This is a genomic window from Amycolatopsis albidoflavus (genome assembly GCF_039525725.1).
Taxonomy (GTDB): domain Bacteria; phylum Actinomycetota; class Actinomycetes; order Mycobacteriales; family Pseudonocardiaceae; genus Amycolatopsis; species Amycolatopsis albidoflava.
The window spans coordinates 155,810-182,704 of sequence record NZ_BAAAHV010000009.1 but is presented as its reverse complement, the minus strand read 5'-3'; the positions used below and the strand labels follow the sequence as shown (position 1 = coordinate 182,704).

General features: G+C 68.7%; 26 protein-coding genes and 1 pseudogene. 12 read left to right on the top strand and 15 right to left on the bottom strand.

Annotated elements, in window-relative coordinates; all coding sequences use genetic code 11:
- Nucleotides 1-76 precede the first annotated feature (76 nt).
- Together ABD156_RS12765 and ABD156_RS12760 are read left to right on the top strand one after the other, a co-directional pair.
- A complete protein-coding gene (locus tag ABD156_RS12765; protein WP_344271233.1) occupies nucleotides 77-790 on the top strand; it encodes an ABC transporter ATP-binding protein in 714 nt (237 codons plus the stop codon).
- A complete protein-coding gene (locus tag ABD156_RS12760; protein ID WP_344271230.1) occupies nucleotides 787-1,521 on the top strand; it encodes an ABC transporter permease in 735 nt (244 codons plus the stop codon). Before ABD156_RS12765 ends, ABD156_RS12760 begins: the two co-directional genes overlap by 4 nt.
- A 308-nt stretch (nucleotides 1,522-1,829) precedes the next feature.
- Here the strand turns inward: ABD156_RS12760 and ABD156_RS12755 are convergent, their stop codons facing one another.
- The 3 genes from ABD156_RS12755 to ABD156_RS12745 form a co-directional block, all read right to left on the bottom strand.
- On the bottom strand, nucleotides 1,830-2,399 hold the full coding sequence (locus tag ABD156_RS12755) for a hypothetical protein (protein ID WP_344271228.1): 570 nt from the start codon (nucleotides 2,397-2,399) through the stop codon (nucleotides 1,830-1,832).
- On the bottom strand, nucleotides 2,396-2,929 hold the full coding sequence (locus ABD156_RS12750; protein WP_344271225.1) for an RDD family protein: 534 nt from the start codon (nucleotides 2,927-2,929) through the stop codon (nucleotides 2,396-2,398). The genes ABD156_RS12755 and ABD156_RS12750 overlap by 4 nt, the downstream gene beginning before the upstream one ends.
- A gap of 93 nt (nucleotides 2,930-3,022) precedes the next feature.
- Nucleotides 3,023-4,498, bottom strand: a complete 1,476-nt coding sequence (locus tag ABD156_RS12745; protein ID WP_344271222.1) for a flavin-containing monooxygenase — start codon at nucleotides 4,496-4,498, stop codon at nucleotides 3,023-3,025.
- Nucleotides 4,499-4,578: 80 nt separating this feature from the next.
- Here ABD156_RS12745 and ABD156_RS12740 point away from each other — a divergent pair, with 80 nt between their 5' ends.
- A complete protein-coding gene (locus tag ABD156_RS12740) occupies nucleotides 4,579-5,220 on the top strand; it encodes a TetR/AcrR family transcriptional regulator (RefSeq protein ID WP_344271219.1) in 642 nt (213 codons plus the stop codon).
- On the opposite strand, the gene ABD156_RS12735 is transcribed toward ABD156_RS12740, so the two are convergent.
- The 6 genes from ABD156_RS12735 to ABD156_RS12710 form a co-directional block, all read right to left on the bottom strand.
- The gene (locus ABD156_RS12735) at nucleotides 5,207-6,064 is read right to left on the bottom strand and encodes a sigma factor (RefSeq protein ID WP_344271216.1); all 858 of its coding nucleotides are present in this window, start codon (nucleotides 6,062-6,064) and stop codon (nucleotides 5,207-5,209) included. The two genes, ABD156_RS12740 and ABD156_RS12735, sit on opposite strands and share 14 nt — an antisense overlap.
- Nucleotides 6,065-6,075: 11 nt before the next feature.
- Nucleotides 6,076-7,113 (bottom strand): NAD(P)/FAD-dependent oxidoreductase, encoded by a 1,038-nt coding sequence (locus ABD156_RS12730; RefSeq protein WP_344271214.1) that lies wholly within the window; start codon nucleotides 7,111-7,113, stop codon nucleotides 6,076-6,078.
- Nucleotides 7,114-7,178: 65 nt separating this feature from the next.
- Complete coding sequence (locus tag ABD156_RS12725) at nucleotides 7,179-7,640, bottom strand: GNAT family N-acetyltransferase (protein WP_344271211.1); 462 nt, start codon at nucleotides 7,638-7,640, stop codon at nucleotides 7,179-7,181.
- Between the two features lie 84 nt (nucleotides 7,641-7,724).
- Nucleotides 7,725-9,305, bottom strand: coding sequence for an ABC-F family ATP-binding cassette domain-containing protein (locus ABD156_RS12720; protein WP_344271208.1), 1,581 nt, complete (start codon nucleotides 9,303-9,305; stop codon nucleotides 7,725-7,727).
- A gap of 158 nt (nucleotides 9,306-9,463) precedes the next feature.
- Nucleotides 9,464-10,111 (bottom strand): class I SAM-dependent methyltransferase, encoded by a 648-nt coding sequence (locus ABD156_RS12715; RefSeq protein WP_344271205.1) that lies wholly within the window; start codon nucleotides 10,109-10,111, stop codon nucleotides 9,464-9,466.
- A 40-nt stretch (nucleotides 10,112-10,151) separates the two neighbouring features.
- Nucleotides 10,152-10,715: a class I SAM-dependent methyltransferase gene (locus ABD156_RS12710; RefSeq protein ID WP_344271201.1), complete on the bottom strand. Its 564-nt coding sequence runs from the start codon at nucleotides 10,713-10,715 to the stop codon at nucleotides 10,152-10,154.
- Nucleotides 10,716-10,804: 89 nt separating this feature from the next.
- On the opposite strand from ABD156_RS12710, the gene ABD156_RS12705 reads away from it, so the two are divergent.
- Nucleotides 10,805-11,383 (top strand): helix-turn-helix domain-containing protein, encoded by a 579-nt coding sequence (locus ABD156_RS12705; protein ID WP_344271199.1) that lies wholly within the window; start codon nucleotides 10,805-10,807, stop codon nucleotides 11,381-11,383.
- Here ABD156_RS12705 and ABD156_RS12700 read toward each other — a convergent pair.
- A complete protein-coding gene (locus ABD156_RS12700; RefSeq protein ID WP_344271197.1) occupies nucleotides 11,373-12,335 on the bottom strand; it encodes a sigma-70 family RNA polymerase sigma factor in 963 nt (320 codons plus the stop codon). The two genes, ABD156_RS12705 and ABD156_RS12700, sit on opposite strands and share 11 nt — an antisense overlap.
- Nucleotides 12,336-12,397: 62 nt before the next feature.
- Here ABD156_RS12700 and ABD156_RS12695 point away from each other — a divergent pair, with 62 nt between their 5' ends.
- From ABD156_RS12695 to ABD156_RS12680, 4 genes are all read left to right on the top strand, one after another.
- The gene (locus ABD156_RS12695; RefSeq protein ID WP_344271195.1) at nucleotides 12,398-13,006 is read left to right on the top strand and encodes a maleylpyruvate isomerase family mycothiol-dependent enzyme; all 609 of its coding nucleotides are present in this window, start codon (nucleotides 12,398-12,400) and stop codon (nucleotides 13,004-13,006) included.
- A gap of 70 nt (nucleotides 13,007-13,076) precedes the next feature.
- Nucleotides 13,077-14,234, top strand: coding sequence for a tryptophan synthase subunit beta (trpB, locus tag ABD156_RS12690; RefSeq protein ID WP_344271192.1), 1,158 nt, complete (start codon nucleotides 13,077-13,079; stop codon nucleotides 14,232-14,234).
- The gene (gene trpA / locus ABD156_RS12685) at nucleotides 14,231-14,944 is read left to right on the top strand and encodes a tryptophan synthase subunit alpha (protein ID WP_344271189.1); all 714 of its coding nucleotides are present in this window, start codon (nucleotides 14,231-14,233) and stop codon (nucleotides 14,942-14,944) included. Before trpB ends, trpA begins: the two co-directional genes overlap by 4 nt.
- Nucleotides 14,945-14,984: 40 nt before the next feature.
- Nucleotides 14,985-15,719, top strand: coding sequence for a GntR family transcriptional regulator (locus tag ABD156_RS12680; protein ID WP_344271186.1), 735 nt, complete (start codon nucleotides 14,985-14,987; stop codon nucleotides 15,717-15,719).
- Here the strand turns inward: ABD156_RS12680 and ABD156_RS12675 are convergent.
- Nucleotides 15,693-17,246 (bottom strand): PucR family transcriptional regulator, encoded by a 1,554-nt coding sequence (locus tag ABD156_RS12675; RefSeq protein ID WP_344271184.1) that lies wholly within the window; start codon nucleotides 17,244-17,246, stop codon nucleotides 15,693-15,695. The two genes, ABD156_RS12680 and ABD156_RS12675, sit on opposite strands and share 27 nt — an antisense overlap.
- Nucleotides 17,247-17,368: 122 nt before the next feature.
- On the opposite strand from ABD156_RS12675, the gene ABD156_RS12670 reads away from it, so the two are divergent.
- From ABD156_RS12670 to ABD156_RS12660, 3 genes are all read left to right on the top strand, one after another.
- Nucleotides 17,369-18,871, top strand: a complete 1,503-nt coding sequence (locus tag ABD156_RS12670; RefSeq protein WP_344271180.1) for a CoA-acylating methylmalonate-semialdehyde dehydrogenase — start codon at nucleotides 17,369-17,371, stop codon at nucleotides 18,869-18,871.
- A 13-nt stretch (nucleotides 18,872-18,884) separates the two neighbouring features.
- Nucleotides 18,885-20,240 (top strand): aspartate aminotransferase family protein, encoded by a 1,356-nt coding sequence (locus ABD156_RS12665; RefSeq protein WP_344271177.1) that lies wholly within the window; start codon nucleotides 18,885-18,887, stop codon nucleotides 20,238-20,240.
- 102 nt (nucleotides 20,241-20,342) lie between these two features.
- Nucleotides 20,343-20,942: a MarR family winged helix-turn-helix transcriptional regulator gene (locus ABD156_RS12660; protein ID WP_344271174.1), complete on the top strand. Its 600-nt coding sequence runs from the start codon at nucleotides 20,343-20,345 to the stop codon at nucleotides 20,940-20,942.
- Between the two features lie 116 nt (nucleotides 20,943-21,058).
- Here ABD156_RS12660 and ABD156_RS12655 read toward each other — a convergent pair.
- The 3 genes and pseudogenes from ABD156_RS12655 to ABD156_RS12645 all read right to left on the bottom strand — a co-directional run bounded on the left by ABD156_RS12655 (nucleotide 21,059) and on the right by ABD156_RS12645 (nucleotide 24,466).
- Nucleotides 21,059-22,505: pseudogene (locus tag ABD156_RS12655) on the bottom strand (catalase).
- A gap of 116 nt (nucleotides 22,506-22,621) precedes the next feature.
- Complete coding sequence (locus ABD156_RS12650) at nucleotides 22,622-23,287, bottom strand: response regulator (protein WP_344271172.1); 666 nt, start codon at nucleotides 23,285-23,287, stop codon at nucleotides 22,622-22,624.
- The gene (locus tag ABD156_RS12645; RefSeq protein WP_344271169.1) at nucleotides 23,288-24,466 is read right to left on the bottom strand and encodes a sensor histidine kinase; all 1,179 of its coding nucleotides are present in this window, start codon (nucleotides 24,464-24,466) and stop codon (nucleotides 23,288-23,290) included. It abuts the gene before it with no gap.
- Nucleotides 24,467-24,636: 170 nt separating this feature from the next.
- On the opposite strand from ABD156_RS12645, the gene ABD156_RS12640 reads away from it, so the two are divergent.
- The gene (locus ABD156_RS12640) at nucleotides 24,637-24,867 is read left to right on the top strand and encodes a hypothetical protein (RefSeq protein ID WP_344271167.1); all 231 of its coding nucleotides are present in this window, start codon (nucleotides 24,637-24,639) and stop codon (nucleotides 24,865-24,867) included.
- A gap of 13 nt (nucleotides 24,868-24,880) precedes the next feature.
- Here ABD156_RS12640 and ABD156_RS12635 read toward each other — a convergent pair whose 3' ends face one another.
- Complete coding sequence (locus ABD156_RS12635) at nucleotides 24,881-26,311, bottom strand: APC family permease (RefSeq protein WP_344271164.1); 1,431 nt, start codon at nucleotides 26,309-26,311, stop codon at nucleotides 24,881-24,883.
- Nucleotides 26,312-26,895 lie beyond the last annotated feature (584 nt).

Below are 26,895 nucleotides of genomic sequence, written 5' to 3'. Positions count from 1 at the left end.
CAGGGTTCCCCTCACGGACATCTGCCAGCCCCGCCCGTGCTTGACAGGGAAATTCCGCGCGCGCAGAATTAACCGCATGATTAATTCCGCGGTGGTCATCGACGGCCTGCGGGTCGTCCGGGGTGGCCGGGATGTGCTGCGCGACGTGAGCTTCCGCGTCGAGGCCGGTTCGGTCACCGGGCTGCTCGGGCCGAGCGGCTGCGGGAAGACCACGTTGATGCGCGCGGTCGTCGGCGTGCAGCTGACCCACGGCGGCACGGTGACCGTGCTCGGCGAACCCGCCGGAAGCCGTCGGCTGCGAAGCCGGATCGGGTATGCCACGCAGGCGCCGGCCGTCTACGCCGATCTCACGGTCACCGAAGCCCTGCGCTATTTCGCCTCCGTGCTGGGCGCGCCCTCGCGATCGGTGGCCGACGCGATCGAACAGGTCGGCCTCGGTTCGCACGCCGACGCGCTGGTCGGCCGCCTTTCCGGCGGGCAGCGCAGCCGAGCCAGCCTCGCCGTCGCCTTGCTCGGCAAACCCGAGCTGCTCGTGCTCGACGAGCCGACCGTCGGGCTGGATCCGTTGCTGCGCGAGCATTTGTGGAACCTTTTCCACCGGCTCGCCGCGGCAGGCACCACGCTTCTCGTGTCCAGCCACGTCATGGACGAAGCGGCCCGCTGCACCCGGTTGCTGCTGATGCGCGACGGCGCGCTGCTCGCCGACGATTCGCCGGACGCCCTGCGCGCCGCCACCGGCGAACAAGACCTCGAACGCGCGTTCCTGCACCTGGTGAAGGCTCAGCGATGACTGCCTCGATCACTCTCGCCACCACCCGCCGGATTCTCGCCCAGCTGCGGCACGATCCGCGCACCGTCGTGATGCTCGTTCTCGTGCCGACGCTGCTGATGTTGTTGCTGCGCTTCGTGTTCAACTCGGCCGAGGTGTTCAGCCGGATCGCGCCCGCGCTGCTCGGCGTGTTCCCGTTCGTGATCATGTTCCTGATCGCCTCGATCACCACCCTGCGCGAACGCACCGCGGGCACCCTGGAACGGCTGATGACGATGCCGCTGGGCAAATTCGACCTGCTCGCCGGGTACGCGCTGGCGTTCGGGCTGGTCGCGGTGCTGCAGGTGGCGGTCGCGACGGCGGTCAGCCTGTGGTGGCTCGGACTGACAGTCGCCGGTTCGGTGTGGTCGCTGCTGTTGATCACCGCGCTCGACGCGTTGCTGGGCATGGCGCTGGGCTTGTTCGTAAGCGCGTTCGCGACGAGCGAGTTCCAGGCCGTGCAATTCATGCCGCTGTTCGTGCTGCCGCAAGCGTTGCTGTGCGGGCTTTTCCAGCCGCGCGACGAGATGGGCTGGGTGCTGCACTGGCTGTCGGACGTGATGCCGCTGTCCTACGCCGTCGAAGCGCTGACCCAGGTGACACACAGCGCGGACTGGACGATGACGTTGACCCGCAACATTCTTATCGTGCTGGGATGCGCGGTACTGGCGCTGGGTCTTGGCGCGGCGACGTTACGCCGTCGTACGCCTTAGAGACGGCTCGTCGCGGCCTCGTAAGCCGCGCGGTTGCGGTTAAGCCACTTCGCGAAGTACCGGTCGGACTGGGAGTAGACGTATCCGGGCTTCAGCACAGCGTCCGGCCGGTTGCTGGATATAAAGGACAGTCCACATACGACAGCCGCGAGAAGACCCATTCCCGCTGCGGCGAAGAAAGCCCCTCGCAGATTCCCGGGAGTACGAGCAGACTGGACGATGACGTTGACCCGCAACATTCTTATCGTGCTGGGATGCGCGGTACTGGCGCTGGGTCTTGGCGCGGCGACGTTACGCCGCCGTACGCCTTAGAGCCGCCGAGCCGCTGCCTCGTAAGCCGCACGGTTACGGTTAAGCCACTTCGCGAAGTACCGATCGGACTGGGAGTAAACGTATCCGGGCGGGACGAACAAAACGGCGAAGACCGTGAAAGTGCCGAGCCCCACGATAACCAGCTTCAGCACCGCGTCTGGCGGGTTACTGGACATAAAGGACAGTCCACATACGACAGTCGCGAGAAGACCCATCCCCGCTGCGGCAAAGAAAGCCCCGCGCAGATTCCCGGGAGTACGCCCGGCGGGCGGATGCGAATCCGGGTTCATCGCACGTTCGGTCGCGGGCCTACCGCGCCAGATCAAGACTCCGCCGAGCCACAGCACCGCGAAGAAGACGCCGCCGCCAGCCAGGCTGAAACCTCCCGCCGCGGAGTGGGCCAGCATCCCGACCAGGAGCCCGCTGACGCCGAAAAGCCCGGCGAGGCTGGCCGTCATCACCCGGTAGACCCGCCGCGTGGTGACGATCGCCTGCAGCCGGACGGTGTAGTCGCGCAGCCGTTGTTCGGGAGTGTCCGCGACCGCGCGGACCTGGTACCCGCTCACGGCTTCCGGACGAAACCGGCCGCGCGGAGCCGCTCGGTCTCGCGGACGTCGATGCTCGTGCGGACGCCGTTCGTCACGGTGACGTCGCCGTTGAGCACCCCGAGCGCGATGATCACGAAGCCGAGCGTCCGGATCAGCATCGCCCAGCCCGCCTTCCAGAGCCCGATCCGGCCGCCGTCACGAAGCCGGACGAGGCGGATCCCGTTGAACAGTGCGCCGAGGCCGCGGCCGTTGCCGTAGAACCAGCCGTACAGCAGCGGCAGCACGAAGAGCCCCGCGATCCCGATCACGCTCGCGCCGACCGCGGCGTCGACGCTGTACGACTTGAAGTAGTACGCCACCGCCGCGGCCACCGAGAGACCGGTGACCAGGAGAAAGTCGACCAGCCAGGCCCAAATCGTGGAAGCGGTGCGCGCCTCGACGTACAGGTCGCCGTTCTCGAACGCACGGATCCGCGCCGCCGCGGCCTTGCCGAGGACGGGCTCCGCCTGCGTGCGGAGGTGGGCCATGACGTCTTGCTCAGTCTTCACGCCAACCTCGACGCCGATCGGGGGCCGGAGGTTCCCTTGACCGGCGCACATCACCCGGGCTTCACGCGTCAGCGATCAGTCCACGTGGCGGGCTCACGCGAAGCTGTAATCCTCCAACGGGAACCGCGCCGCCTCCCGGTGCGCGCTGATCGTCGACGTCGGCCGCAGCAAGGTCGCCTCGCCGTGCTGGTTGAAGTAGTAGCTGTTGGCGGTCGCGCACTGACCGAGCGCGAACACCGAATGCCCGACCTTGTGCTTCATCCGGTCGAGGAACTCGTCGTTCGCCCGCTGGGTCACCTCGAACACGTCGGAGCCGCGAGCGCGCATCCCCTTGAACAGGCGGTCGATGTGCTTCATCTGGCATTCGATGGTCGTGAAGTACGACAGGCCGCTGTAGGAATACGGGCTGTTGAGCGAAACCAGATTCGGGAACCCGGGCACGGTGACGCCCTCGTACGCCTGGAACCGGTTGTCCCGCCACCATTTCCCGAGGTTCTTGCCGTCCTTCCCGATGATCTCGATCGCCGGGAAGTTCACGTCCCACAGGTTGAAGCCGGTGGCCAGCACGAGCGTGTCGATCTCGGTGCGCTTGCCGTCCGCCGTGACGATCCCGGTCTCGTCGATCCGCTCGATGCTGGTGGTCTCCAGGTGCACGTGCGGGCGGGTGAAGGCCGGGAAGTAGTCGTTGGAGAACGTCGGCCGCTTGCAGCCGAAGGAGTAGTCCGGGGTGAGTTTGCGACGCAATTGCGGATCGCGGACCTGGCGGTACAGGTGCGCGCGGCACCAGCGTTCGGCGATCCGGTTGGCGCCGCGGAACTGCCGGTACTGCACGACGCCGGAGATCATCATCAGCTCCAGCACCGAACTGCCCGCGAGCCGCACCGCTCGCTGCACCAGCGGCAGCTTCGCGAACGCCTGCTGCAGCGGCTTCGGCACGGCGTAGTCCGGCTTCGGGCTGACCCAGATCGGCGTGCGCTGGTAGACGGTCAGGTCCGCGGCGACCTTGGCGATCTCCGGGATGAGCTGGACGGCCGTCGCGCCGGTGCCGATCACCGCGGCGCGTTTGCCGGCGAGGTCGTAGCTGTCGTCCCACGCGGTGGTGTGGATGACCTTGCCCGCGAACTTCTCGATGCCCTCGATGTCCGGCATCTTCGGCTGCGACAGGAACCCGGTGGCGGTGAGCAGGTACTTCGCGGTGACCGTCTCGCCGCCTTCGATGCTGACCCGCCAGCTGGAGCCGTCCCAGGTCGCGCCGGTCACCACCGTGCCGAACCGCATCGAACCGCGCAGTCCGTACTTGTCCGCGACGTGCTCGGCGTATTTCTTCAGCTCCGCGCCCGGCGCGAACAGCCGGGACCAGTACGGATTGGGCTCGAACGAGTACGAGTAGGTGGACGACGGGATGTCGACGGCCAGCCCCGGGTACCGGTTGACGTGCCAGGTCCCGCCGAGGTCGTCCTCGCGGTCGAGAATCAGCAGGTCGCGGTAGCCGAGACGGCGGAGCTGGATGGCCGCTCCCATCCCGCCGAAGCCCGCGCCGACGATGACGGCGTCGTACTGCGCGTCCATGTCCGACCTCTCGTCCGGAATTACTTGTCAGTAACGGAACGGTATGTCACTTCGCCGGACTTGGCAATACACTGCAGTGCGTGACAGCCCAGGAGAGCGCCCGCACCACCCGAGCCGAGCGCAAGAAGCAGGAACTGCGCCGCGAGATCATCGACGCCGCCTTCGACTGCTTCGCCGACCTCGGCTACCACGCCACCGGCATCTCCGACATCGCCACGAAGCTCGGCATCGGGCACGGCACCTTCTACCGCTACTTCCAGAACAAGCGGGACATCGTCGACCACGTCATCGACGACCTGGTCGCCCGCATCGTCACCGCGCTCACCGCGGAGAACGCGCCGGACGCGGTATCCACTTTGGACGCCTACCGCGAGCAGACCGCCCGGATCGGCGACGCGCTCGCGCAGATCTTCGGCGAGGACCCGCGCGTCCCGCGGCTGCTGCTGTTCGAAGCCGCCGGTATCGACAAAGCGATGGCGGCCCGGGTACTGGACTTCTTCGAGCTGGCCACCGAGCTGACCGCGGCGTACCTGTCGCACGGCGTGGAACTCGGCTACCTGCGCGCGGATCTCGACGTCGACAACAGCGCGCGGGCGATCAACGGGATGATCCTGGCCTCGGCGATCGCCTCGCTGCGCAACCCGGATCCCGACGAACAACGCCGAATCAGCGAAGCCGTGCGGCGAATGATGTACGACGGGATCGCGGCTAGGCGAGAGTGACGCCAGTCAGCTTGTCCGGGTTGCGCACGAAACACAGCGTCGACACGCCCGTCGCTCCGGCTCGCACGGTGACGGTGGTCGTTGCCTTGCCGTCCTGCAGGAAAACCGCGCCAGCGCCGCCGTTGATGATCGCGGGGACAATCGTCACCTCCTCCATCGTGGAGATTCCGATCAGGAACTGCGCGATCCGATCCGGGCCATACAACGGCTTGCGTGCGGCCAGCACCTTGCCGCCGCCGTCGGAGTACAGGACCGCGTCCGGCGCGATCAGCGCGGCGACCTTGTCGATCTCGCCGGAAAGCACCGCTTCGGCGAGCTTCGCCAGCCCCTCGGCGTCGCGTTTTCCCTGATCCGGCAAGGAATCGCCGATCGCCGAGGTCACCGCCCGTTGCGCGCGCGAGACGAGTTGCCGGGCCGCGGCGGGCGTGGTCTCCAGCACCTCGGCGACGGAGGGGTAGTCGACGTCGAGGACCTTCCGCAGGACATACGCCGCCGCCTGCTCCGGGGTCAACGTGCTGAGCACGAAGTCGAGCGCCTGGCCCAGACCGTCGCGATGCAGCATCTCCCATTCCGGCGAATCCCCCTCGACCACCGGATCCGGCAGCCAGGGACCGGGGTAATTCTCGCGCCGGCGCCGCTGCGCGCGGACCGCGTTGAGCGCCAGCCGCGACGCCATCACCGACAGAAACGCGTGCGGGGTGCGGACCGTTTTAAGATCGACACGAGACCAGGTCTCCCACGCGTCCTGCACGACGTCCTCCGCGTCGTAACGCGATCCGGTGATGTGGAAGGCGGCGGCGAGCATCGTCGACCGGTGCGCGGTGAAGACGTCGCCGTGATCCATGCCGGCCAAGTCTAGGCGCCCGCCGGCCACGAGTACCGGCCCGCGCGATCTCGCTCCTGCGTCAGCCATCGCACGCTCATCCGGCAGATCGTCTCCTTGACGAGCCCGCCTGCCCGGCCGTCGATCGCGAGCGCGCGCTCGGTGTCGTCCGGGTGCAGGAACTGGACGCGCCCGCGTCCGCTTCCGAGATCCGTGCATTGCAGCACGTAGCCCATCCGGAACTCCTCCCCCGCCCGCCCTTCGCGGCGCGCGGTGATGACGTCGGCGGCGTGCGCGCCCATCGGCAACGCGGTCGCACACGCGGCGCGGAGGTAGTTCGGCGCGTCGAGATGCACGGCGTCGCCCGCGCCGAGGATGTTCGGGTGGCCCTTCACCGTGAGCTGCTCGTCCACTAGCAACCGGCCGAATTCGTCGACCGGCAGCCCCGAATCGGCGGCAAGGCTCGGCACGGTGAACCCGGTGGTGTCGACGACGAGCCCGTCGAGCTCAGCCGGGGCTACGCGGCCGACCTCGATCTCGACTCCTTGTTTGGCGAGAAACCGCAGGTGCGCCTGGATCGCTCGCCGGCCAGGGGCGGTGGAGACCAGCTTGACCGCGCGCCCGGCCTCGCGCAGCGCTCCGGCGAGCTCGACCCCGGTCAGCCCCGCGCCGACGATGGTGACCGGAGCGTCCGGCGCTTCGGCGAGGGCTGCTCGAAGCCGGTCAGTCTCGTGCTCGGAGACGATCCGGTAGGCGCCGTTTTGGTCGCTGGCCCCGGATCCGATCGCGTAGACGAGGGTGTCGTAGGGCAGGTTCTCGCCGGAAGCGAGCTGGATCTTCTCGTCGCCGATCTTGGTCGCGGTGTCCTGGACGACCTCGACGGCGGGGTTCAGCACGGTGTCGAGATCGAGCCGGGCGTTTTCCCGGAGGCCGGTTGCCACGCGGTGGAGCCGGATTCGTTCGACGAACCACGCGTTCGGCGTGACCAGCACCACTTCCTCGCCGCGTCCGGCCAGCCGGTTCGCTGCCATGACCCCGGCGTATCCCGCGCCGAGCACTGTCGTCGTCATGCTGTCCTCCTCCGCTTCGGGTCTTTCAGCGGATGGACACCGGCCGCGGAAAATCTGTGACAGCTTCAGAGCCGGCGGGACAGGTAAGCGCTATTCGGGTCGTCTCGGTAGCTGCCGAACGGCGCGCACGGCGTGAAGCCCGCTCGGGTGTACAAGGCGCGGGCCGGGGCGAAGAAGTCCATGCTGCCGGTTTCCAGCGAGATGCGCTCGACGCCGCGGTCTTTGGCGTCCTCGAGCAGGTGGTCCAGAAGCGTGCGAGCGATGCCTTGCCCGCGTCGCGCGGGGTCGGTGCGCATGCTTTTCAGTTCCTCGTGCCGAGGTTCCAATGCCGCGAGGGCCGCGGTGCCGACGATGCGGTTGTCGGCTTGGACGGTCCAGAGCCTGATGCCGGGACGCTGGAGTGCGGCCAGGTCGAGGGCGTGCCGGCTCTCGGCCGGGGAGGTGGGGGCCAGATCGTCCAGGTGCGCCTGCAGGAAGGCGTGGAGCTGCGGGTCCGCGAAGTCGGCTCGGGTGATCTGCAGAGGCATGGTGCCGAGCCTGCCCCGCGGATGTTTCGCGGTCGTTGCCGCCCGATGTGGCGTTGAGCGCACCCAACGCCGCATCGGAGCGGTTCAGAGCGCCAACCGTGGCCAGGAAGCCGTGTCGCGCAACAACTGCCGGTCGTGTGTGGCCACCACCACCGCGGCCGGGGTCTCGCTCAGGGCGGCGGTCAGCTCGTCGACCAGCGTCGCGGACAGGTGGTTCGTCGGCTCGTCCAGCAGCAGGACCTGCGGCCGCGCGGCCAGCACCAACGCCAGATCCAGCCGCCGCCGGGCTCCGGTCGACAGCTCGGCGATCGGACGGTGGCGGTCGTATCCGCTGAGCAGGCCCGGGTCGGCCGAGCCTGGGAACCGTTGTTCGAGCAGCTCGGCGGCGGTGCGGCGCGCGGGCAGGTCGGATTCCTGGCCCAGCCAGCCGATCCGTACCGACCTCGCGGGCGTGACCGTGCCCGACGTCGGCTCCAGCGCCCCGGCCAGCACCGCCAGCAACGTCGATTTTCCCGCCCCGTTCGGGCCGGTGACGACGAGCCGGTCCGCACCGCCGAGGGTCAGGTCGACCGGGCTGTCCAGCCGCCCAGCGACGGTCACCCCGGCCGCCCGAACCGCGACGGTTCCTTGGTGCTGCGGCAATTCCGGCATGGCGAACCGCGACGGCGGCGGCGGGACGGCCACCACATGCGCGTTCAGGTCCTCCTGCCGACGGTGGACCGCGCGGACCAAGCCAGGCGCCCGGGTCGCGCGGGCGTGTTTGCCGTGGCCCTTTTCCGGACGCCAGTTGTCGCGCAATCGGTTCTGTGCCGCGGAAAGCTCGTCCGCCAGCCGCTGCCGTTCCGCGAGTTGCTCGGCGTGCAGCGCCTCCCATCGGGCCCGTTCGGCCTGCCGGGCCTCGACGTACGCCGAATAACCGCCGCCGTAGCCGCGCGGGCGGCCGTCGCTCGACGGGTCGAGGTCCAGTACGGAGGTAGCGACGTCGGCGAGCAACGCACGGTCGTGGCTGACCAGCACGACCACGCCCGGGTACGCGCGCAGCCGCTCGGTGAGGTGGGCGAGGCCGGAGGCGTCGAGGTGGTTGGTCGGTTCGTCCAGCAACAGCACGGAATGCCCCGCGCCGAGCAAACAAGCCAGCCGGACTCGATGCCGTTGCCCGACCGAGAGTGTCCCGAGTGGACGGTTTCGATCGCCGACCGCGTTCAGCGCGGCCAGCGAAACCTCGACCCGCCGGTCCGCGTCCCAGGCGTCGAGAGCTTCGGCATCTGAAAGAGCTTTGGCAAAAGCGTCGTCCGCGCCGGGTTGCTCTTCGGCGAGCGCGGTCGTCGCGGCTTCCAAACGGGCCAACGCATTTCGTACCGCAGCCAGTTCGAGGTCGATCAGATCGCCGACGGTTTCCTGGTCTCCCAAGGGAATCTGCTGATCGGCGACGCCGAACGTGCCCACGCGGCGAACCTCTCCATGGTCGACCGGCTGAGCCCCGGCCAGCACGCGCAACAGGGTGGTCTTGCCGCGCCCGTTCTCGCCGACAATGGCGACCCGGTCGCCGGCCGCCGCGACGAGATCGACTCCGGCGAGCACCGGACGTCCGCCGAAGGCGACGTGGACGTCGGACAGCCGGACGTGCGCCGTGCGCACGAGCGCAGGCGTAAGCGGAGATGTCATGAGGGAATGCCTCCGAAGAAACGTGATGAACAGCAAGGACGAGGGCCGGTGCCGCGAACGCGCGCGGACCGGTGGAGGCGGTCATCCCTCAGAGGTAGAACTGGTGCTGTATCACGATCGCCAGGATAAAGATCTTCCCGGCGGCGCGCATCCGAATTTCATCGCGCGTGTGCTCGGGCCGCCAGCACGATCGGGAGCGGAGTGCCGGCCTCGGCGAAGCGGTCGAGAGTCAGACCGGCGTCGAGGAACCCGTTCAGCAGTTCGGGCAGCGGCCAGTGCGTGGCACCGACCTTGTCCCGGATTCCCTGATCGGTCCACGATTCCTTGGTCCAGTGCCCGTCGAGGTAACCAGGGCGCACGACCACCGCGGCCGGATCGCCGCGGTCGGCGAATCCGCCGCAGAAGCACGGATGGACGCCGACGTGCACGAACACTCCGTCCGGCCGCAGCACCCTGGCCACCTCGCGCAGGACAGCGAAATACGCGGGCATGTCGGTGTGCACCAGCACCGCGACCACCGCCGCGACGCTGCTGTCCCGAATCGGCAGCCGCGCGGCGTCGGCCCGCGCGATCGGCAGCCGGGCGCGAGCATGCCGCAGCATCCCGCCGGACAAGTCGACGCCGACCGGAGTCCAGCCCAGCTCCCGCACCAGGCCAGCGTGCACGCCAGTGCCGCAGCCGAGCTCGAGGCACACGCCGCTGCCCTCGCCGAGAAGACCCCGCAGCGCTTCGGCACCGGGGTTCACCGGCTGGGCACGAAGGAATTCTTCCTCGTACCAATCCGCGATCTCGTCGTAGGCCGCCACCGCTCCAGTGCACTACCGAACCGGGCCTGGCCGCCACCTATTACGCGTTCAGCGAAGAAACCTTGCGGGCACAGAGAATCGTGTCGTGCAATTCCCCGCCGGGAACCTTCCGCGTGCGGCTTTCGGCGACCGTGATCACCCACTGCTCGGCGTCCAGACCAATGTCGTGGACAGTGATCGTCGACTCCGGCGGATGCAGCTCCCCATGGTGATGCCCCACCACCAGCAACGTCCCGCCCGGCCCGACCCACTCCGCCAACCGCTCGAACAGCGGCCCGGCAGCGTGCACGTAATGGGTGGCGACCAGGTCGAACTGCCCCGGCGGGGTCCATTCCAGCAGGTCAGCACACACCCACTCGACCGCACTCGACCGTTCGCGTGCGTGCCGCAGCACTTCCTCCGACAGGTCGACCGCCGTCACCCGCCATCCGTTCTCGGCGAGCCAGACCGCCTCGTTGCCCTCGCCGCAACCGGCGTCCAGCGCGCGTCCGGGAGCGAGTTTCCCTGCTTCCTCTACGAGCCGCGGATGCGGTCCGAGCCGCGCGTGCCCGGCGGCGCCAGCCCAGTGCTCGTCCCAATAGGACTGATCGAATGCGTGCGGCACAAGGAGTTCCTTTCCTGCTTCCTGGTACCACCTTGCAAACCCGCCGGCACGACTGGCAAGCAATCTTGCCAATCTGTCAAACTCGGAAGATGGACGACGACCAGGCCCTGGACGCAGTCGGCCCCCGGCTGCGCGAACTGCGCCGCAAACGGGAGGTCACGCTCGCCGAACTGGCCGAGCGGACCGGAATCGCGGCCAGCACGTTGTCGCGCTTGGAGTCCGGCAATCGGCGGCCCACCCTGGAACAGCTGCTGCCGCTGGCCCGCGCGCACGGCGTGACCCTCGACGAGCTGGTCGACGCCCCGCAGACCGGCGATCCGCGTATCCACCTCCGCCCGATCAGCTGCGCCGACGGCGTGACGATCCTGCCGTTGACTCGCCGTCCTGGCGGGATCCAGGCATACAAGTTCATCCTGCCCGGGCAACGGAAAAAGCAGGAACCGGATCCCAAAACACACGAGGGCTACGAGTGGACCTATGTCCTCAATGGACAGTTACGACTGGTTCTCGGCGAGCACGACATGACGCTTTCGCCCGGCGAGGCAGCGGAATTCGACACCCGGGTGCCGCACTGGTTCGGCGCGGCTTCGGCGGAACCGGTCGAGTATCTGTGCCTGATCGGACGGCAAGGGCAGCGCGCGCACGTCCGGGCGGCGCCTAAGGCATGACCGACGCGGGCAGCCCGAAGGCCGGGAAATGCTCCGCGCCGAGGAACGACGTGAGGTCGCGGATCCGGTCGCCGCGCAGGGTCAGGACGGTGATCGACCATGCCTCGTGCGGAAGAGCCGCCGAACCGCCGAGGTAGAAGGCCACCGCGGGCTGGGCGTTCGCGCTGGTCAGCCGGAAGCGCCAGCTCGGGCAGCGCGTCATCGGGACCTGGACGGCGAACTCCGTCACGGCGTCGCGGCCGCGGTACCAGTGCGGCAGCGGCGGCATCGACCAGGTGACGTCCTCGGTCAGCAAGCGCACCAGGCCGTCGACATCGCCGCTGGTGAGGGCAGTCGCGAAGCTGGTCACCAGTTCCTGGAGACGGGCGTCGCCGAGGGTGCGGAGCGTCTGCTGCTGAGTGCGCGCGGGGACGTGGGCCGAGAGGGTCCGGCGGGCGCGGGCCAGGGCGGAGTTCACCGAGGTCACTGACGTTTCCATCATCGCGGCGATCTCGGCGGCGGAGAACCCGAGGACGTCGAACAGCAGCAGCGCCGCCCGCTGATTGCCCGGCAGGTGGCGGCACGCGGCGACGAAAGCCAGCTCGACCGCCTCGCGTTGTTCGTAGCTCGCCGCAGGAAAGTCGGGGCACGGGCCGAGCCAGGCCACGTCGGCGCGCGGGGCCTCGAACACGACTTGTTCGCTCGACTGGCCAAGATCAACCGGCAGCGCGCGGCGGCCGCGTTGCTCGATGAGGTCCAAGCAGGTGCGCGTGGCGACCGTGTATAGCCAGGTGCGCAGCGCGCTCCGGCCCTCGAACCCGGGCAATCCGCGCCACGCTCGCAGCAACGCCTCTTGCACGGCGTCGTCGGCGTCGTGGATCGAGCCGAGCATTCGGTAACAGTGCGCACGCAATTCCGCACGCAACGGGGCCACCGCACGGGTGAACGCGGCTTCGGAAGAAAATTCCGCCACGACCGACGATTCTGCCTCATCCGGCCGGTCTCACCTGGCAACCACGACCAAGGAGAACCGGAATGACCGCCACCTGGCCACAGATCCACGCCGAACGCGCCGCGCTGGCCGACGACCTCGCCGACGTCTCCTGGAGCACGCCTTCGCTGTGCGAAGGACTCTCCGTCCGGGAGGTGCTGGCCCACCTCACCGCGGGCGCGTCGCTCACGCCGGCGCGCTGGCTGGCGGGCGTGCTCCGCTGCCGGTTCGACTTCGATCGGCAGGTCGCGATGCGGTTGGCCGAGCATCTCGGCTACAGCCCGGCCGACACCTTGGCCCGCTTCCGCCGGATCGTCGCCAGCACCACCAAACCGCCGCTGCCGGTGGTCGCGATGCTGGGCGAGATCGTCGTGCACGGCGAGGACATCCGCCGTCCGCTCGGGATTCGCCGTGCGCATCCGATCGGCACCCTCACGACGGTGGCCCGCTACTACCGCGGCTCCGACCTCGTCGTACTCGCCAAAGGACGCGTCCAAGGCCTCCGTCTCGTGGCGACCGACAGTGACTTTTCCGGCGGCGCGGGACCTCTCGTGTCCGGCTCGACGCTCGCGCTGATCATGGCGATGACCGGCCGTTCCCCGTATCTCGACGACCTGGACGGCGACGGCGTCGAGATCCTGCGGCAGCGCTGAGAGGCTTGCACTCTGCCGTCAAGAGTTCTATAACTGTGGAGAAAGTTATAGAACTCTAAGGAGATGCCCCATGCGCACCCCGACCCGGAAAGGACGCTTCGGGGAGTACGGCGGGCGCTGGGTGCCGGAATCCCTGGTGCCCGCCTGCCTCGAAGTCGCCGACGCGTTCGAGAAGGCCTGGGTCGACCCCGGCTTCCGCGAGCAACGCCAGACAATGCTCGCCCGACACGTCGGCCGGCCCACGCCGCTGACGCCCGCCGAGCGGTTGTCCGCCGAACTCGGCGTGCGCGTCGCGCTGAAGCGGGAAGACCTCACGCACACCGGATCGCACAAGATCAACAACGCGGTCGGCCAGGCGCTGCTCGCGCGGCGGATGGGCAAGCGGCGGCTGATCGCCGAGACCGGGGCCGGAATGCACGGCGTCGCGACGGCCACCGCGGGCGCGCTGCTCGACCTGCCGGTCACGGTGTTCATGGGCGAACAGGACGTCGAACGCCAGTCGCACAACGTGTTCCGCATGCGCTACCTCGGCGCGGAGGTCGTCCCGGTCTCGAGCGGCAGCCGCACGCTCAAGGACGCGACCAGCGAGGCGATGCGGCACTGGGTCAGCTCGACCGAGGAGGCGCACTACTGCCTCGGCTCCGTCGTCGGGCCGCATCCGTATCCGTGGATGGTGCGGGAATTCCAGCGCGTGATCGGCGAGGAAGCCCGTGAGCAGTACGCGGCGATCCCGGATTTCGTCGTCGCGTGCGTCGGCGGCGGGTCCAACGCGGCGGGCACTTTCGCGGGATTCGCCGACACCAGCGCACGGCTGGTCGGAGTGGAAGCGATCGGCGGCTCGGGCGCGACGTTCGGTCAGGCCGGGGTGCTGCACGGTTCGCGATCGCTGTTCCTGCAGGACGAGCACGGGCAGATCCTCGAAGCCCATTCGATCGCGGCCGGGCTGGACTACCCGGGCGTCGGACCGGAACACGCGCACCTGCGCGACCTCGGCCGGGCTCGATACGTCGCGGTCAACGACGAAGCAGCGGTCGCCGCGGCCTCGCAACTGGCTCGTACCGAAGGAATCATCCCGGCGCTCGAATCCGCGCACGCGCTTGCCTGGGTGGCCGAAGCCGCTGGTACGCCGGATCTTCCGGCGGGCTCGACGGTGCTGCTCACCCTGTCCGGCCGCGGCGACAAGGACATCGCCACGCTCATCGCCCGCTCCGAGGAGTCCCGCGCATGAAAACCGACCGCAAAATCCTGATGCCGTACATCACCGGCGGAATTACTCCACAGTGGACTGATTACCTCCCGGCGCTGGCCTCGGCGGGCGCGGACGCGATCGAAGTCGGCATCCCGTTCTCCGACCCGACATTGGACGGCGTGACCATTCAAGAGGCGTCGAACGTCGCACTAGCCAACGGAACGACCCCGCGAAGTGTCCTCAATGCCCTGTCAGAGACCACAGTGGACGTTCCGGTCATCGTGAGCACTTACGCCAACTTGGCCGTCCGCAAGGGTTTCTGCGCTGATCTGAAAGAAGCCGGAGTCGAGGGCCTGATCGTGCCGGATCTTCCCTTGGAGGAAGTACCCGCGATCGAGGACGAAATAGACCTGGCCTTGCTGGTCTCCCCCGCGACGCCGGCCGACCGCGCGCAAGAGATCGTCGCGCGGAGCCGAGGTTTCGTCTACGCCGTCTCGTCCATGAGCACCACCGGCGAACGCGACCACCTGCCCGCCTCCGCGATCGACCTGGCCACCCGGCTGAAGAACGCCACCGACCTGCCAGTCCTCGTCGGCTTCGGGATCTCCCAACCCGCACACGCCGCCGAGGCCGCGCGCGTGGCCGACGGCGTGATCGTGGGCGCGGCGATCATGCGCCGGGTGCTCGACGGCGCTGGTCCGGAGCGGGTCGGCGAGTACGTCGCGACCCTGCGAGCCGCGCTGGACTAGAATCCGCTGGTCAAGCCAGACTGGACCAGAACGGACGCGCATGGCCCGATACCGAGCGATCGCCGCGGATCTCGCCGCGAAGATCCGCGCCGGGGAGTACGCGCCCGGTGCGGCCTTGCCGCCACAACGGGAGCTCAGCGCGTCCTACGGCGTCACGCTCATGACGCTCCGGCAAGCGCTGCGCGAGCTCAGCGACGAAGCCCTGATCGTGCAACAACCCGGCCGCGGCACCTTCGTGGCGTCCACACCGGCCTCGTACCAGCTGGGCTCCCTGCGCAGCTTCACCGAGGACCTGCGCGATCAGGGCTACGTCGTGCGCACCGAAGTCGTCAGCCAATCAGTGCGGCGGCTGCCCGCGCGCGTCGCGGCTCGGCTGCAGGCTCGAGCCACCGATTCCGGCCTGCGCCTTGAGCGAGTGCGCGAGTTCGGCGGTCGCCGGGCAATCCATCAGGTGTCCTGGATCGCTCCCCCGCACGGAGAACGCTTGCGGGACAAGGATTTCACCACGGTCTCGCTCTACAGTGCACTGTCCGAACTGGACGTCGTGGTCGATAGGGCCGCCGAAACCATCCGCCCGGACGCCCTCGACGACAAGCTCGCCCGCCTCCTCGCCGAGCCCGTCAACACCCCGGTCCTGGTCAGCGAGCGCACCACCAGCACCCCGGACGGCACGATCGTCGTCATCGACCGCGCGACCATTCTCGGCAGCATGATGCACATCAGCACCGAACGCGCCGCCGATCGCCTCTCACTGCGCTGGGGCGCCGGAAGCTGAATCACGGTGCCCGTGCGCCAAAACCGCCAGGTGCAACGAAAGCCGCGTGTCCGGATCGGACAGATCCACCCCCAGCAACCGCTCCACCGTCGCCAACCGCGAATACGCCGCCGGGCGGCTCAAATTCAACGCCTTCGCGAACTCAGTCATCGAATAACCCGACTCGACAAACGCCCGCAACGTCCCGAACACCCGACCAGCCCGCGGCTCCGGCAACGTCAGCAACGGCCGCAACTGAGCCTCGGTGAACTCATGCAACCGCGGATGCTCCCGCAACCACCACAACAACCCGCGCACCCCCAAGTCACCAGCCCGCCGAAGCCCAGGCGCACCAGGCGATTCGACGTCCGCGACATGCACCGCCTCCTGCAGCGCGGCCGGTAACTCACCGAGCCGGCGCACCGGCCCTGCCGCTCCGAAAGCCGCCGCCAACCCAGCTGGAACACCGGCAACCACCCGCTCCAGCAACGCTTTCTCCGCCGACACCGAAGAACACGGGAACACCGCGGCCACCCGACCCTCGGCCAGCACTCCGCCGATCCCGTCGCTGGTCAGCACCGCGTCCAGCAGTGCCCGCTCCTGCCCAGCCCGAGCCGGACGGCACACCAGCACCGCGTAGTACGTCGCCGACGCCAGCCCCAACGCCCGAGCCCGCGCGCGGACCGAACCCTCGTCCGCACCATGCAACAGGTCCCGCAGCAAATCGCCCTGCGCTTCGATTTCCACCGACAGCGGCGAGCGTTCGAGCAACTTCCCGACGGTCAGCGCCTCCGCCGCGCGTTCGAGCACCATCCACGCCGCCGGCTGCTCCGCCGACCGAGCGGGCACGACCAGTCGGCCCCAGCGTTCGCGCGGCGGCCCGACCGGCGTGCACATCCAGCTCTCCGGACCGCCCACCTCGGTCGCCGCGGAAAACGGCACCCGCCGGGACCGGGCGGGCCAATCGCGCAGGAGAGATTCCGCCGAACCGACGCCAGCGAACGCGAGCGCCCGATGCGTCCGGTCCTCCAGCACGACCGGCAACCCGATCAAGTCCGCCGCGTGCGCGAGGACCGCGTCCGGTGCCTGCGAAGCCGAACCGACCGTGCTGAACGCCTCGTGCGCGCGCTCGGCCAGCCGCAACCGCTCGTAATGCGCGTTGACGATCCGGGCGTGCACGATCTCGGTCACCTCGATGAAGCGGACCGTGCTGCGCAGCTCCACCAGCGGAAATCGCGCGGCGCGAGCGGCCTGAACCAGAGCGTTGGGCACCGCCTTCAGATGCTGCCCCGGCTCCACGACCAGCCCGATCGCGCCGGCGTCCCGGAGCGACCGCACGTAGGCCACCGCGTCGAAGCCCGGCTCGGTGAACGCCCTCCCGATGGAGAGCACCAGAACGTCGCTGGTCAGCGTCCCGGCGACGTCGCTCAACTCGCTCACGTGCACCGATCGCACCGGCACGTCGACCGCGTCCGCCGCCGAGCGCACGACCGGCGACCCGGCGGCCATCACGGGCAGCTCGAGGACGTCTCGCAAGGTCAGGTGCACGACGTCAGCATAACCCGACGATCTGTAAAGCAAAGACCCGTCAATCCGACGATTCGTCGGTTACCCGCGACCCGTCCGGGAGGGACCCTCAGAGGGCGAAGACCAGGAAGAAAGGTGGCTCGATGAGCGATTCCGTGCCGACGCTGTCCCAGTGGATCGCCGGCGGTGAGGCAGCAGGCGCGCCGGACGGCTACGGGGACGTCACGAACCCGGCGACCGGGAAGGTCACCGCGCGCGTGCCGCTCGGCTCGGCCGCGGACGCCGAGGCCGCGATCGCCGCCGCGAAGGCCGCGTTCCCCGCCTGGCGCAGGACTTCTCTGGCGAGGCGCAGCCGCGTGCTGTTCCGGTTCCGCGAATTGCTCGACGCCCGATCGGCCGAACTCGCCGCGATCATCACCGCCGAACACGGCAAGGTGCTGTCCGACGCGGCGGGCGAGGTCGCGCGCGGCCTGGAGGTCGTCGAGTTCGCCTGCGGGATCCCGCAGCTGCTCAAGGGCGCGGCGACGGCCAACGCGTCCACCGACATCGACGTCACGTCGCTGCGCGAACCGCTCGGCCCGGTCGCGATCATCTCCCCGTTCAACTTCCCCGCCATGGTCCCGATGTGGTTCTTCCCCATCGCGATCGCGGCCGGGAACACCGTCGTGCTGAAGCCGTCGGAGAAGGTCCCGACCGCCGCGAACTGGCTCGCCGAGCTGTGGCGCGAAGCCGGGCTGCCCGAGGGCGTGTTCAACGTGTTGCACGGCAACAAAACCGCGGTGGACGCGCTGCTGCACAGCCCGGACATCGAAGCGGTCTCGTTCGTCGGCTCGACCCCGATCGCGCAGTACGTCTACGAGACCGGCACCGCGAACGGCAAGCGCGTCCAGGCGCTCGGCGGCGCGAAGAACCACATGGTGGTGCTGCCCGACGCCGACCTCGACCTGGTCGCCGACCAGGCAGTCAGCGCCGGTTTCGGATCTGCTGGCGAACGCTGCATGGCGGTGTCGGTGGTGGTCGCGGTAGGCGACGTCGCCGACGCGCTGGTGCCGCGGATCGCCGACCGCGCGAAGACCCTGGTGACCGGCGACGGCACCCGCGGCTGCGACATGGGCCCGCTGGTCACCGAAGCGGCGAAGGACCGGGTGTCCGGCTACATCGCCGCCGGTGCCGAAGCAGGCGCGACGCTGGTGCTGGACGGCCGCGAGGGCAAGTTCGACGCGGACGGCAACGGATTCTTCGTCGGCCCCACGGTGTTCGACCACGTCCGCCCGGACATGCCGATCTACACCGACGAGATCTTCGGCCCGGTGCTTTCGGTGGTCCGCGTGGAGACCTTCGCCGACGCGATCGAGTTGATCAACGCCGGGCCGTACGGCAACGGCGCGGCGATCTTCACCAACGACGGCGGCGCGGCCCGCCGGTTCTCCGCCGACGTCGAGGCGGGCATGGTCGGCGTGAACGTCCCGGTGCCGGTCCCGGTGGCCTACCACTCGTTCGGCGGCCGGAAGAACTCGCTGTTCGGCGACACCCACGCGCACGGCGGCGAGGGCGTGCACTTCTTCACCCGCGCCAAGGTCGTCACCACCCGCTGGCCTGGCCCCGAACAGGGCGGGCTCGACCTCGGCTTCCCGCAGAACGTCTGAGAAGGGATCTGCGATGGACACTCAGTCGGCAGCAGCCCGGCACCTGTGGATGCACTTCTCCCGCATGGGAAATTACCAGGACTCGCCGGTCCCGGTGATCACCCGTGGCGAGGGCGTGCACGTGTGGGACGACCGCGGCCGCAAGATTCTCGACGGGCTGGCCGGGCTTTTCGTCGTGCAGGCCGGGCACGGCCGCCGGGAGCTCGTGGAAGTCGCCGCACAGCAGGCGAACGAGCTGGCGTACTTCCCGATTTGGGGCTATGCCACGAAACCGGCGGCGGAACTGGCCGAACGGCTCGCGCACCTCGCGCCGGGCGACCTCAACCGCGTCTTCTTCACCACCGGTGGCGGCGAGGCGGTCGAGTCCGCGTGGAAGGTCGCGAAGCAGTACTTCAAGCTGACCGGAAAACCCGGCAAGCACAAGGTGATCAGCCGCGCGGTGGCCTACCACGGCACCCCGCACGGCGCGCTCGCCATCACCGGCCTGCCCGCGATGAAGAAGGACTTCGAACCGCTGGCGCCGGGCGGCTTCCGCGTGCCGAACACCAATCTGTACCGGCATCCGGAGTTCGCCGACGACCTCGAGGCGTTCGGCCGCTGGGCCGCGGACCGGATCGAGGAGGCGATCCTGTTCGAGGGCGCGGACACGGTCGCCGCGGTCGTGCTCGAACCAGTGCAGAACTCCGGCGGCTGCCTCACCCCGCCGCCCGGGTACTTCGAACGGGTGCGGGAAATCTGCGACCGGCATGACGTGCTGCTGGTCGCCGACGAGGTGATCTGCGCGTTCGGCAGGCACGGCACGACGTTCGCCAGCGAGAAGTTCGGCCTCCAGCCGGACCTGCTGACCTGCGCCAAGGGGCTGAGCTCCGGCTACAGCCCGATCGCCGCGCTGATCGCGTCGGACCGCGTGATGGAGCCGTTCCTCGGCGCGGGAGTCGGCTTCCCGCACGGGTACACCTTCGGCGGGCACCCGGTGTCGGCCGCGGTCGCGCTCGCGAACCTCGACCTGATGGAACGGGAGGGGCTCAACCAGCGCGTACTGGACAATCAGGGCGCGTTCGAAGCGACCCTCGGCAAGCTGCTGGACCTGCCGATCGTCGGCGACGTCCGCGGCGACGGCTACTTCTGGGCGGTCGAACTGGTCAAGGACAAGGCGACCCGCGAGACGTTCAACGCCGACGAGCGGGAACGCCTCGTCCGCGGCTTCCTGCCGGGCGCGCTGTTCGACCGCGGCCTCTACTGCCGTCCGGACGACCGGGGCGACGTGGTCGTCCAGTTCGCCCCGCCGCTGATCGCCGGGCAGGCGGAGTTCGACGAAATGGAGCAGATCCTTCGGGACGCGCTGCTGGAGGCGCAGAAACTCGTCTGAGCCAACTGGCGAGGGAGGGGGCCGGGGCCGTGTGGTCCCGGCCTTCTTCCGTGCCGTCGCTTATCATGAGCGCCAAGGAATCCTGACCGCGAGGCGGCGCGCATGCCCGAGCACGAACCCGGCCTCGACCGCCGGCTGGCCGACGCCGTCGAGCGGCTCGGGAACGGACTGCGCGCGCTTTCCCAGCGCAGCGCCCGCACGCAGGGCCTTTCGCCGCTGCAACAACAGGCGGTGCTGTCCCTGTCCCGCCAGCCCGCGACGCGGCGCGAGGTGAACACACTGGCCGCGGAGTTCGACGTGACCACGCCGACGATGTCCGACGCGGTCAGCACGCTGGAACGCAAGGAACTCCTCACGCGCTCACCGGGTTCGGACGGACGCCGCCGCCTCCTGACTTTGACCGACCGCGGCTTCGAGGTCGCTGCCTCGTTGTCGGCGTGGGATCAGCAGCTGGTGCGATCGCTGGCCGCGGTGCCGGAACCGGATCGGGCCACCACACTGAATACGTTGTTGCGGGTGATCGCGGATCTGCAGCGCGACGGCGCGATCAGCGTGGCCCGGGTGTGCACGACGTGCCGGTTCTTCGGGCGGGACGAACATCCCGACCCGAGGGCTCCGCACCACTGCCACTTGATGCGGAAACCCTTGGCGCTGACCGAATTGCGCACCGACTGCCCGGAACACGTGCAGGCACCCGCCTGACCGCCCGCCAACAACTGCGTCACTGACCGTCCGTGAGGGGAACCCTGAGGGACTCAGAGTCCCTCAGGGTTCCCCTCACGGACAGCGAAGCCGGCGGCGAACGGAACCGGAGGGGGTTAGAGGGCGCCGATCTCCTCGCAGGCCTTTCGTACGCCGGCGCCGTAAGCTGGATCGGCCTTGGCGCAGTTGTCGATATGCCGTTCGACCGTTTCCTTCCGCGCGCCCTTGATCCCCCGCGCGGTGTTCTCGAAAAGCCGCTGCCGCGCGCCGTCGTCGAGCAGCCGGAACAGGGTGCCGGGCTGCTCGAAGTAGTTGTCGTCGTCCTCGCGATAGTCGAACCGATCCGCGACCGCACCAGCGGCCCCCGCGGGCTCGGCGTACTGCGGCTGCTCCGCCCACCGCCCGAAGGAGTTCGGCTGCACCCTCGGCACCCCGCCCTGGTTGCCGTCGACCCGCATCGCGCCGTCGCGGTGGTAGGTGTTCACCAGCGCCGCCGCGTGCGGGCAGTTGACCGGGATCTGGTGGTGGTTCACGCCGAGCCGGTAGCGGGTCGCGTCGCCGTAGGAAAACAGCCTGCCGTGCAACATTTTGTCCGGACTGACCGAGATGCCCGGCACCAGGTTGGCCGGGGTGAAGGCGGCCTGCTCGACGTCGGCGAAGTAGTTCTCCGGATTGCGGTTCAGCTCCAGTTCACCGACCTCGACGAGCGGGTAGTCCTTCTTGCTCCACACCTTCGTCAGATCGAACGGGTGGAACCGGTAGGTCGCCGCTTCCGCCTCCGGCATGAGCTGCACATATAGCGTCCACTTAGGATAGTCGCCGCGCTCGATGGCGTCGTACAGGTCGCGCTGGTGCGATTCGCGGTCCTCGCCGATGAGCGCGTCCGCTTCCCCGTCCGTCAGGTTCTCGATGCCCTGCTGGGTGCGCAGGTGGAACTTCACCCAGTGCCGCTCGCCCGCGTCGTTGATCAGGCTGAACGTGTGCGAGCCGAAGCCGTGCATGTGCCGGTAGGTCTTCGGGATGCCGCGGTCGCTCATCACGATGGTGATCTGGTGCAGCGCCTCGGGAAGGTTGGTCCAGAACCCCCACTTGTTCTCCGCGTCGCGCAGATTCGTCCGCGGGTCGCGCTTCACCGCGTGGTTGAGGTCGGGGAACTTCAGCGGGTCGCGGTGGAAGAGGACCGGCGTGTTGTTGCCGACCAGGTCCCAGTTGCCTTGCGACGTGTAGAACCGGACGGCGAACCCGCGGATGTCGCGTTCGGCGTCCGCCGCGTTCCCCGGCGACGGTGGAGAACCGCACGAACGTCTCGACCTCGTTGCCGACCTTGCTGAACAACGCCGCCCTGGTGTAGCCGCTGATGTCGTGGGTGACGGTGAACTTGCCGAAAGCACCGGATCCCTTGGCGTGCATCCGCCGTTCCGGGATCACCTCGCGGTCGAAGTGCGCGAGTTTCTCCACCAGCCAGAGATCCTGGAGCAGGACCGGCCCGCGCGCACCGGCGGTGAGGCTGTTCTGGTTGTCGGCGACCGGCGCGCCTGCCGCAGTGGTCGCTGCGACAAACAGCGTAAATTACCCGGTCAGACTATTCCCGATCGACCGATTCGCATTCCATCAGCGAACACGCTCTCATTTCCGAATACCTGCGCGCGTGCGGCTTGTCGCGGAGATTTGCGCATTGCTCACTCCTCGCTGTCGCGCACCACCAGCGCGATCTGCACCCGGTTCACCACGCCCAGCTTCGCGAACAGGCTGCTCGTGTGCGCCTTCACCGTCGCCACGCTGATGTGCAGCCGTTCCCCGACCTCGGCGTTCGACAGCCCCTCGGCGATCGCCCGCGCGGTGTCCCGTTCGCGTTCGGTCAACGCGGCCAGCCTCGCCTGCGCCGCCTCCCGCGCGGTACGCCGGGTCTCCGACGAGCGCGGCCCCATCGCCGCGGTGATCAACCTGCTGGTGGCGGCCGGGGACAACGCCGGGTTGCCGTCCGCGACCGAGCGCACCGCGGCCAGGATGTCCGGCGGCGGGGTGTCCTTGAGCACGAACCCGAGCGCCCCGGCCCGCAGCGCGCCGAGCACCATCTCGTCGGAGTCGAAGGTGGTCAGCACCAGGATCCGCGGCGGGTCCGGCCAGCTGAGGATGGCCTCGGTCGCGCTCAGGCCGTCGCGGCCGGGCATCCGCACGTCCATCAGCACGACGTCCGGCCGGATCCGGCGGACCTCGGCGATGGCGGCGTCGCCGTCCGCGGCCTCGCCGGCGACCTCCAGGTCGGCTTCGCCGTCGAGCATGAGCCGCAACGACATCCGCACCAGCTGATCGTCGTCGACGATCACGACCCGCACCCGGTCCACTCACTCGCTCCCTTCGCCGCGGGCAGGCCACGGCAGCCACGCGGTCAGCACGAACCCGCCGCCGGGGTCCGCGTGATGGTCAAGTTCACCACCGGCGAGCTCGACCCGCTCGGACAGCCCCAGCAACCCGAACCCCGCCGACGGCGGCGGCTTCTCGCCCCTCGCCGCGCCCGAATCCCGCACGGTCACGCGCAAGCCGTCGCCTTCCTCGCCCTCCACTGTGACACGCACTTCCGCGCCAGGTGCGTGTTTCCCGGCGTTGGTCAGTCCTTCTTGGACAATCCGGTACACCGTGCGGGCAAGCAGATCCGGCGGCGTACCGATGGATTCCGGGGTGTAGGCGACGTTGACCCCGAGCGCCCGGGCGTCCGCGACCAGTGCGGGCAAAGTCGCGAGCGACGGCTGCGGCGGCTCGAGCCCACCCGGACTCGCCCGCAGTACGCCGAGCACCTCCCGCAACTCCTCCAACGCCTGATGCGCGCCGTCCGCGATCCCCTTGGCCAGCAGCGACACCTGGTCAGGGTCCAGATCCGTCCGATGCCCCAGCACCCCGGCCTGCATCGCGACCAGCGAAACCCGATGCGCGAGGACGTCGTGCATCTCGCGCGCGATCCGGTGCCGCTCGACGATCCGCGCCTCCGCCGCCCGCGCGACCTGCTCGCGTTCCGCGCTCTCCGCACGTTCCCGCAGCGACTGCAACTCCTCGCGCCGCGCCCCGATCGCCGCCCCGACCGCCACGACGATGCCGGTGATCAGCACGATGAACGCCACCGACAGCCACCAGGGGTCGGGATCGGCGCCGCGCGGGTAAATCCCTTCGGTGACCGCTCCCGTCGCGATGCAGGCGAACCCGATGAACGCGGTCTCAAGCGGCCGCCGCCGGGTGGCGAGCGACCCGAGCACGAGCAGCGCCGCACCTCCCGCGGACGACGACACCGCCGAGACGATCACCACCCCAGTCGCGATCGAAAGCGGATACTTCCGCCGCCACAACGTCGCGACCAGGCACCCGACGCCGATGATCGGGTCGCCGAAGAGCAGCCACCCGATCCGCGGGTCCTCAGAGCCTTCCGGCAGCTGAGCGGCCACCGCGAACCAGGCGAACGCACCAAGCAGCGCGGCTACGACCAGCCGCCACCCCTGCTGCCACGGCTTGAGCCTGACCTGCGGAACGATCACCCACCCATCTTCGCCGATCCGCCCGCCCCGTGCAGCCGCCCACGGCACAGCGTCGCTTTAGACCAAAGTCGTAACCCTCGACTTTGGTCGGCCCCGGTTCGCTCCGCAGGTCCGATGCGTGTTGTGGGCGCGACCGCCACACTTGAGCCACCACGAGTTAGGGAGAACACATGAGCAAGGGCGGCTACACGGCAGTGCAAACGGTCGGCATGGTGATCACAGTCGTATGCGCACAAGCCGCGATCCGCAGTTTCTTCGACCACGACGCACGCCAACTGTGGGGCGCGTTCGACTGGGTCCCCGGCGGATGGACCGGTCAGCTCATCGCCTTATTGGCGCTGACGCTCGTCGGCGTAGCAATCGCCAGCTGGGGCGCCAACCGAGCCAAGACGAAAAGCTGAGTCCACTAGCGACTCAATGCACTTCAGGCCCCAACGCCGCATACGTTTCCGGTCGCCTCCGTCGCAAATAGACCGCCATCGCGAGCCCAGCGACAATCAGAATCGGCAACAACCACGGCAACAGGCCAATCCACGCCGCGTCCGACCCAGCCATGGTCGGAAAGTTCAGAACAGCAAGCACAATCACGCCGATCAACCCGGCCCCGCCCAGCCCCGGCGCGATGAACGTGCTCCACCAATGCGGATCCCGCCGCTGCCGGAAGAACACCACCACCGCGATCGACGCCATCGCCTGCAACACGAGGATCGCCAACGTCCCGAACCCGGTCATCGACGACGTCAAGAACGCGACCGGGTCGAGCCCCAGCACCGCGAAGATCGCCGCCACCACGGTAGCGAACCCGATCTGCGCCGCACTGGCGTTACGCGGCGTACCAGAAACCGTGCGCCCCAACGCCTTCGGCAACACACCGTCTCGAGCAAGCGCGTAGATGTAGCGACTGGCCGAGTTATGCAACGCCAGCAACGCGGCGAAAAGGCTGACCACCAGCAGAAGTTGCATGACATCGGTGAGCGCGGTCCCTAGAACGTCCTGCGACGTAGCAAGCAACAGATCGCCCGCCGCAAGATGGTCCTGCGCCACCGATTTCGCGTTGCCCACCCCGATCGCACTCACCAACGCCAACGACGTGACCGCCGCGAACACGCCAATCGCGATCACCGCGATATAGGTCGCACGAGGCACCGACTTGTTCGGGTCGCGCGCCTCCTCGCTGAACAACGCAGTCGCCTCGAACCCGATGAAACACGTGGCAGCGAACAACAATCCCAGCCCGATCGACCCCGACGTCACGACCGCGGGCGACAACGCACTGAACGAGTACCCGGACTTCACCAGCACCGCGACGTCGAACACGACCAAAATGCTGACCTCAAGGATCAACGAAACGGCCAGCACCTTCGCCGAAACGTCAACCCCGCGCCGGCTCAGCAAAAAGACCGCCACCACCGACAACCCAGCCCAAAACTCCCACGGCACATCAAGATGAAAGACCCGGTTGACGACACCTCCCGTCAACGCACCAGACGTCCCGACGGCCCCCGCCACGAAGCAGTTGTACCCAGCCAACGCAACGAACGCCCCGGAAAGCCCGGCCGGCCGCCCCAGCGCCGCGACAAGATATGCGTAGAACCCGCCAGCATTGGACACGTACCGGCTCATCCGCGCATACCCGATGCCGAACAACAACAGCACAACCCCAGCGATCAGGAACGACGCGGGCATCCCGCCGCCATTGCCGAGCGCGATCCCCAGCCCCGCGATGACAACCATCCCCGTCAACGGCGCGACGGCCGCCAGCACGAGAAACGCGATCCCGCCAGTCCCGAGCGCATTAGCGCGAAGCCGCCCCCCGACGGCCTCCGGTGTCGACTGCTGTGCCATCCCAGGCCTCCCGATCCACTGCGAGGCTCCCGTTGCCCCGCAGCGCCCCAGTGTGCTTGCTCGGCGCCCGATCGCCTTGTCGTCGCAGGCAGAGGTCTTGGCAATCCGCGCACCCCACCCCCTTTGGTTCGCGCGTTCCGTGAGGGCCACCTTCACGGACTCAGAGTCCCTCAGGGTTCCCCTCACGCCCAGCGGAGGTCCGTGAGGGACCCCTTCACGGACTTAGATTCCCTCAAGGAGCCCTTCACGGACCCCGCCCGCTCGCCGCCGCGATCTGCCCCAATGAAGCGTTCCGCGCGTCAGATGCACCCAATGTGGCATTCGGTGCACCCCACGCACCCAACGCCGCATTCGGTGCACCCCACGCACCCAACGCCGCATTCGGTGCACCCCACGCACCCAATGCCACATTGGCGCTAGCCCCACCACCACCAGCGAACCGCCGCCGATGCACCCACCCATGGAGGCACCCACCCCGCCCCCAACCCCGATACGAAGCCTCCTCTGCGGTTCGGGGGTGCTTGTCAAGGCATCTTTCCCGCCTTGACAAGCACCCCCGAACCGTCAGGACAATAAAACTTCGG